This is a genomic window from Mycobacterium sp. (genome assembly GCF_019243155.1).
GTDB lineage: Bacteria > Actinomycetota > Actinomycetes > Mycobacteriales > Mycobacteriaceae > Mycobacterium.
In genome coordinates this window covers 1-7,439 of sequence record NZ_JAFAUS010000117.1, presented here as the reverse complement: position 1 = coordinate 7,439, position 7,439 = coordinate 1, and the positions used below count along the sequence as shown (strand labels likewise).

The 7,439-nt window shown below is 64.8% G+C and carries 7 protein-coding genes; 4 read left to right on the top strand and 3 right to left on the bottom strand.

Annotated elements, in window-relative coordinates:
* Nucleotides 1-32 precede the first annotated feature (32 nt).
* Entirely contained in the window at nt 33-2,045 is a 2,013-nt protein-coding gene (locus JOZ00_RS05815; protein ID WP_293341004.1) for a family 2A encapsulin nanocompartment cargo protein cysteine desulfurase, read from the top strand.
* 27 nt (nt 2,046-2,072) lie between these two features.
* On the opposite strand, the gene JOZ00_RS05810 is transcribed toward JOZ00_RS05815, so the two are convergent.
* The 3 genes from JOZ00_RS05810 to JOZ00_RS05800 all read right to left on the bottom strand — a co-directional run bounded on the left by JOZ00_RS05810 (nt 2,073) and on the right by JOZ00_RS05800 (nt 4,288).
* Nucleotides 2,073-3,191 (bottom strand): YeiH family protein, encoded by a 1,119-nt coding sequence (locus tag JOZ00_RS05810; RefSeq protein WP_293341001.1) that lies wholly within the window; start codon nt 3,189-3,191, stop codon nt 2,073-2,075.
* Between the two features lie 4 nt (nt 3,192-3,195).
* Nucleotides 3,196-3,348 (bottom strand): hypothetical protein, encoded by a 153-nt coding sequence (locus JOZ00_RS05805; RefSeq protein WP_293340998.1) that lies wholly within the window; start codon nt 3,346-3,348, stop codon nt 3,196-3,198.
* A 136-nt stretch (nt 3,349-3,484) separates the two neighbouring features.
* Complete coding sequence (locus JOZ00_RS05800) at nt 3,485-4,288, bottom strand: Stf0 family sulfotransferase (protein ID WP_293340995.1); 804 nt, start codon at nt 4,286-4,288, stop codon at nt 3,485-3,487.
* Nucleotides 4,289-4,884: 596 nt separating this feature from the next.
* Here JOZ00_RS05800 and JOZ00_RS05795 point away from each other — a divergent pair.
* The 3 genes from JOZ00_RS05795 to JOZ00_RS05785 all read left to right on the top strand — a co-directional run.
* A complete protein-coding gene (locus JOZ00_RS05795; protein WP_293340992.1) occupies nt 4,885-5,652 on the top strand; it encodes an ABC transporter permease in 768 nt (255 codons plus the stop codon).
* Nucleotides 5,649-6,497, top strand: a complete 849-nt coding sequence (locus JOZ00_RS05790; protein WP_293340989.1) for an ABC transporter permease — start codon at nt 5,649-5,651, stop codon at nt 6,495-6,497. Before JOZ00_RS05795 ends, JOZ00_RS05790 begins: the two co-directional genes overlap by 4 nt.
* 4 nt (nt 6,498-6,501) lie before the next feature.
* A partial coding sequence (locus JOZ00_RS05785; RefSeq protein WP_293340986.1) for an MCE family protein occupies nt 6,502-7,439 on the top strand: 938 nt, incomplete at its 3' end.

Genomic DNA, 7,439 nt, shown 5'->3' with positions numbered 1-7,439 from the left:
TGTGCTCGACGGTGTCGCCGTGGACCAGTTCCATGAGTACGAGTGAGTACCGCGCGGTAGACGCCGAAAGCGACCTGCCCATCAGCGCTGCCGAAATCGCGGCGCTGGCCAGTCAGCTGTACGCGGCCAGCATCCGACCCGGTCCGGACAGCCCGCCGCAGTCCGCGCCCGTCGCCCCGCGCGGCAGCGTGCCGGACACGACGGCCGCGACGGCGGCAGGGCAGACCGCTGCGGGCAGTGCCGACGTCTATCCGACGCCGGCCCCGTCGCTCGGTGTCTCCGACACGTACGTACCGGCTCCGACGTCGTACCAGCCCGAGCCGCCGCCGCAGGCCGTGCCGGTCGCGCCGCGCGGCAGCGCGCCGGACACGACGGCCGGCAGCTCGGCCGGGCAGACGGCTTTCGGCGCGGCGGACGTCCACCCGGCGGCCGTTCCGGCCCTGGGGCTGACCGACATCTACCTACCGGCCCCGACATCGTCGGAGCCCGAGGCGCCGCCGCAGGCCGTGCCGGTCACGCCGCGTGGCAGCGCGCCGGACACGACGTCGGTGTCGTACCTGCCGCCCGGTGAACTGAGCGCTTTTGCGGTGCCGACCCAGGGCATCGTCCCGACGGTGCCCGGGGTGTTGGCCGGCGCCGCCCCGACCGCCCCGGTGGGCGCGCGTGGCGCCGTTCCGTCCTGGGTGCCCCAGGTGCCCTCGGTCGGCGACCTGCGTTGGTCCGATGCGCCGCCGTCGCATTCGGAATCGGGCGACGAGCACAACTACCACTTCCTGAACGTCACAGAGCCGGTGCCGCGGTTGCCGGACGAGCACGAGGTGTTCGATGTCAACGCGGTACGGGCGGATTTCCCGATCCTGAAGGAGATCGTCAACGGAAAGCCGCTGATCTGGTTCGACAACGCGGCGACGACGCAGAAGCCGCAAGTGGTGATCGATCGACTGGTGCAGTTCTACGCTCACGAGAACTCGAACATCCACCGCGCCGCACACGAATTGGCGGCCCGGGCTACCGATGCCTATGAGGAGTCCCGCGACACCGTGGCCGACTTCATCGGGGCGCCCAGTTCCGAGAACATCGTGTTCGTGCGCGGCACCACCGAGGCCATCAACCTGGTGGCCCACGCGTGGGGCGGCAAGCACCTGCAGCCGGGCGACGAGATCGTCATCACGCACCTGGAGCACCACGCGAATATTGTTCCCTGGCAGCTTATTTCGCAGAAGACCGGAGCGATCCTGAAGGTGGCTCCGATCGACGACGCGGGCAACCTGTTGCTGAGCGAGTTCGAGGAACTGCTGGGTCCGCGGACCAAGCTGGTCGCGGCCAGCCAGGTGTCCAACGCACTTGGCACCGTGGTGCCGGTGGACAAGATCGTCGAGTTGGGTCATCGCTACGGCGCCAAGGTCTTGATCGACGGCGCCCAGTCGATTCAGCACATCCCGGTCAACGTCGCCGAACTCGGCGCGGATTTCTTCGTGTTCTCGGGGCATAAGATCTACGGCCCCACGGGAATTGGCGCGTTCTACGGCACCGAGGAGGCGCTGACCGAGACGCCGCCGTGGCAGGGCGGTGGGCACATGATCGCCGACGTCACGCTGGAGCGGTCGCTGTATCAAGGACCGCCGACGAAGTTCGAGGCCGGGACGGGCAACATCGCCGACGCGGTCGGGCTCACCGAAGCGCTGCGCTACGTGCAGCGGTTGGGCGTCGAGCGCATTGCCGCTTACGAGCACGCGTTGCTGGAGTACGCGACGCCGCGGTTGGCCGACATCCCCGGAGTTCGTCTGGTGGGCACCGCCGAAGAGAAGGCCAGCGTGCTGTCCTTCGTGCTCGAGGGCCACGAGCCGCTCGAGGTGGGCAAGGCGCTCAACGCCGAAGGCATCGCGGTGCGCGCCGGGCACCATTGCGCACAGCCCGCGCTGCGTCGGTTGGGACTCGAGACGACGGTGCGCCCGTCGTTCGCGTTCTACAACACGTTCTCCGAGATCGACGTGTTCTTGCGCGCCGTGCGCCGGATTGCGGAGGGCGGCACGAACGTCGGCTGAGGTGTTGGGGCGTGGGTCTATCTGGGCCTAAGTGCCTGCGCCCCAACCCAAGACGCGTGACGTCAGCAGCACGACGCCCAGGGAGACCGTCGCGACAACGGTCAGTCCGATGATCGCGACGACGAGCGGGCGCCATCCGGTGCGTGCGATCTGGCGAATGTCGGTGTTGAGGCCCACGCCGGCGAAGGTCAGCAGGAACGCCCATTTCGACACGTTCGCGAGGTTGGCGGTCTGGCCCTTGGTCAGCCAGCCCGCGGTGGCGATCGCCGAGACCACAAGGAACCCCAATACGAATTTGGGGAACTTGGCCCAGATGAACGCGGCCTTGGCCTTGACGCCCGGCGCGATCTCGTCGGCTTGGCCGCGGCCCGCCCAGAACAGCGCGAAGCCAAGAACGACGAACCCGATCAGCGCATTACGTGTCGACTTGACCAGCACCGCGATCTTGCCGGCGTGGTCGGAGTACAAGTATCCGGTGGCCGTGGTCTCGGCGGTATTGTCCACCGAAAGCCCGGCCCACAAGCCGAATTCGTGGTCGGTGAGCCCGATCGCGTGCCCCAGCGGCGGCAACACGAACAGCGACACCGCACCCAACGCCAAGATCGCGGCGATCGCGTAGCTGACGTCGGAGTTTCGGGCGCGAATCGCGCCCTTGGCCGCGACGATGGCCGACACCCCACAGATCGAGGTGCCGATTGCCAACAGCGAGCCGAGCTTGCCCGACAACCCGAATGCGCGTGCCACGACGATGATTACGGTTCCCGCGATCGTCATGTCCACCAGGATCTGCACCAGGCTGATCGCGCCGAGCTTGGCGATATCGCCCAGCACGAATCGCGAACCCAGGGCCACGATCCCGACCTTCAGCCAGAACTCATAGGTCAGCACGCCCGGCCGGAATATCGGGTGCAGGCCGATGGTGTTGGTGATGAGCAACCCAATAACGATGGCCCACAACACATATTCGATGTCGGGTACCGTCCAGTGCTCGTGCTTGGCCAGCGCGTTCCACCAGATCTGCGCGTACTTGCCGAGCACCCCGACGGCGATCAGTAGCAGAATGCCCGGCACGTAGTCGAGCGGGCGAGCGCTGGTAAAGGTTGGTTCGGCCGACGTTTCGTCAGGCTCGACGCGAACTGTGCTCACGCGATCACCACGGAATCTTCGGGAGCACGTTGGCCACCGCCAACGCGACGATCACACCGGCGACCGCGGTCGCCCACCAGTCGACCGACACCGAGCCGATCCGGTCAGACCAGTCCGGCGCCCGCGCCGCCTCGTGGTCCTCTCCGTCAATTGGCACGCCTTCACCCACGATGACTGCTCCTCAAGAACCTATGGCGGCTTTCAGGGGCACACCCTGCTGGGGGAATGGTGACGTTTCGGACGCCAACCAACCAGTGATTCGCTCGCGCTGAATTTAGATCTGTTCCGCGCGGCTAAGTCGGTAGCCCGTCCTTCTCGGCATCCGCGCGGTAGCGTTCCACCCACTCGTCGGAGCGGTGATCGGCTTGCCGCTCGAGCACCGGCGCGGGCGCCAGTTCGCGATCGAGACCGAGTTGCTCCAGGATGTCGCCCACGACCTGAGTCAGGTTGCGCCACAAGACCGGATACGGGATCTCCATCGGCGTGACGCCCTCTTCGGCAAACCACTTGTGCCAGCCCTCTTCCTGGGCGCGCAACATGGTGACGACGTGGGCGATCGCCCCGGCGTGGTACGTAGCCCGTGCATCGCGCACTGGATCGGGCCGGCCCCGCCACACCCGGGTCTGTACCGCCCGCCAGAACGACACCGCCTGTGACACCACATCGGGACGGTGGATGTGAATGAGGAGCGGTTGTTCGCCCACGACGTCGCGAATCGCTGCCAGCAGGCCGTCGCCGCTGCGGTCGGGCAGGTTCTTCGCCCGCTTCAACAACAAAGGAGTCTGATTCCACATCAGCTTGCCGCCCCAGATTCCGTTCGGCGTCCTGCCGACGGTGCGGATGTAGTCGCGCCAAATCTCGGGCGGTGCCAGATCCGGCGTCCCGACGTCCAACGGATCGAGCAAGCTCAGGATCGATTCGTCGCCGACGTCGGCGAACCACTCCCGCGGCTGCGGTGCCTGGCTGGTGGCCGGCAGGTATTGAAAGAACTCCTGCGGCTCGCCCGCCACGCCGGTTGCGCGCAGCGATTCGACCAGCAGAGTGCTGCCACTGCGCTGCGAGGCCAATACCAGGTACGACGACGGAGTATCAGTCACGCAGGAAGTCTAACCAAAACGAAATGCCGCCCTGGGCGACGCAATTGCGCTCACACTGAATGCAACCCTTGTGCCGAATGCTGCTTACCCGAACCGTGACTCACGGCGATGACAGCCAAACGGAACGGGTGCCGCATGTGCTCTATTAATTCCTCGGCAAACAAGAATTCGTGAGCGGCGAATAGTGACCGGGCGCCGATAGAGATGGGGTTCGCCACACTCGGCTGCGCGGATGGGTTCCACCCGTCCGGCCGCTGGCTCTGGCGTTGTCGCGCGCCTCCGGGCGGCCCAGTCCTTCGGTCCGAAAGCGGATGTCGCACTCGCGACCGCACCGGGTGGGATCCGCGGTCTTGTAGCCAAATAATTGTCTGATTGCGCAGGTCGGCGCAAAAATCTGCCGGGCTTTGACGCTCGCTGGCCATATTATTTCTGGTTGATTACAACCCTGACGCCGGGCATCGCTTTGCCCGTAAATTCCTCGCGTGGTCTATGCGCTAAACAATCGTCGCGACCACATGTAAACACTGCTGGCTCTTATTAAGTCGATTAATTACAAACGGATTAATCTTGTTACGAAATTGGGGGACCGGAGCCGTATGAACGGCACCACGATCGCAAAGCCCATGAACGCATTGGGTGAGTTCTTCATGCTCAGCGCAGAAGCATTGGTCGCCGCGGTCAGAGGACCGTGGGCGTGGCGCGAGCTGCTGGAGCAGATCTGGTTCGTGGCGCGGGTCTCCATCTTCCCGACGATCATGCTGTCGATCCCGTACACGGTGCTGATCGTGTTCGTCCTCAACATTCTGCTCGTCGAGATCGGCGCCGGTGATCTGTCCGGCGCCGGAGCGGCGTTGGCGTCGGTGGGGCAGGTCGGGCCGGTTGTCACGGCGATGGCGGTCGCCGGTGCCGGGTCGACGGCCATGTGCGCCGACCTGGGCGCCCGCACCATTCGCGAGGAAATCGACGCGATGAAGGTGATCGGGATCAATCCCATTCAGGCCCTTGTGGTTCCACGCATTATCGCAGCCACTTTCGTTGCGTTGCTGCTATATTCGGTGGTCGCGGTCACCGGCTTGACCGGGAGCTACATCTTCGTGGTCTTTGTTCAGCACGTAACCCCGGGGGCCTTCATCACGGGCATGACCCTGGTCACCGGGCTGCCGCAGGTGGTGATTTCGCTCATCAAGGCGACGTTGTTCGGGCTGTCCGCCGGGCTGATCGCCTGCTACAAGGGCCTGTCGGTGGGCAACGGTCCCACCGGGGTCGGCAATGCCGTGAACGAGACGGTGGTGTTCTCCTTCATGGCCCTGTTCTTCATCAACATCGTGCTGACCGCGCTCGGAGTGAAGGTGACCGCGAAATGACCGTTGCGCTAAGAGCGCCCTCGTGGTTCACCACCGCCGGCCCCAACCTGACCGCCTACGCGCGCAGGCTCGGCGAGCAGACCGAGTTCTACGGCAAATCCCTGGCGTCGACCGTCGACGCGGTGCGGCGCTATCCCAACGAGCTGCTGCGGCTGATCGCCGAGATGGGTTTGGGCAGTGGGGCGCTCGCGGTCATCGGCGGCACGGTGGGCATCATCGGCTTTCTGACGCTGACCACCGGTGCGCTCGTCGCGGTGCAGGGGTATGACACGTTGTCCAACATCGGCGTCGAGGCGCTGACCGGGTTCCTGTCGGCGTTCTTCAACGTCCGGATGATTGCGCCGTGCACGGCCGGGGTGGCCCTGGCCGCCACCATCGGCGCCGGCACCACGGCACAGCTGGGCGCCATGCGCATCAACGAAGAGATCGACGCGCTGGAAGTCATGGGTATCCGCGCGATCACCTATCTTTCGTCGACGCGCATCATCGCCGGGGTGCTGGTCGTCATCCCGCTGTATGCCGTCGCGGTGCTGATGTCGTTCATTGCCGCCAAGTTCGGCACCATCTATATCTACGGTCAATCACGCGGCGTGTACGAGCACTACTTCTCCACGTTCCTGCGTCCCACCGACCTGCTCTGGTCGTTTCTGGCGGCGCTGGCCATGGCGACGGGTGTGATGGTCGTACACACCTACTACGGTTTTACCGCGACAGGGGGCCCCGCTGGGGTGGGCGAAGCTGTCGGGCGTTCGGTGCGGTCATCGATGATCGTCACGGCGTTTGTGTGCCTTGCGATTTCGTTGTCCGTCTACGGGCAGTCCGGCAACTTCAACCTGTCGGGATGACTGGATGAGCAACCACAGAGACAGCGGCGCGCGCAGGAGAAACCGGGTCCGCACCAGCACGATCGACCCGATCTGGTGGGCACCAACACTTTTCATTCTCGTCGCGGTGATAATCGCTTTGACCGCGGGGGCGTTCTCGGGCAAATTTCAAGAATTCATTCCCCTCACACTCGTGTCGGACCGGGCCGGCCTCGTGATGGAGCAGGGCGCCAAGGTCAAGCTGCGCGGCGTGCAGGTCGGTCAGGTCGGCTCGATCGGCACCGACGTCAAAGCGGCTCGGCTGCAGCTGAAGATGCAACCAGGCCCGTTCAAGTACCTGCCGAGCAACCTCGAGGCCGAGATCAAGTCGACGACGGCGTTCGGGTCCAAGTACGTCGATTTGATCGTGCCGGAAAACCCCAGCCGGACACCACTGAAGTCCGGTGCGGTGCTGCATTCGCGCAACATCACCGTCGAGGTCAACACCGTGTTCGAGAATCTGCAGTCCGTGGTCCACGCGATCGACCCGGCGAAGCTGAACGCGATCTTGTCCGCCTTCTCGGAGTCGGTGCGCGGCAAGGGGGAGCGGATCGGTGAGGCGATCACTGACGCGAACAACCTGTTGCTGACGGTGAACCCGCGGATGGACACCATTGGCAAGGACTGGAAGCTCTTCGGTAAGACGACAGGGATCTATTCCAATGCGGCCCAGGATATTCTGTCGATCCTCGACTCGGCCGCGACGACCAGCACCACCCTCACCGAAAACCAGCGGTCGCTCGACTCGCTGTTGTTGTCGGCGGTGGGCCTGAGCCAGACCGGCATCAACGTCATCGGCAGAAACGAATCCAATATCGTGCGGTCGATCAACCTGCTAGATCCGACCACGGCGTTGCTGAACAAATACTCGCCGACCTTCACCTGCCTGTTCCAGGGCGCGCAGTGGTACGTGGACCACGGCGG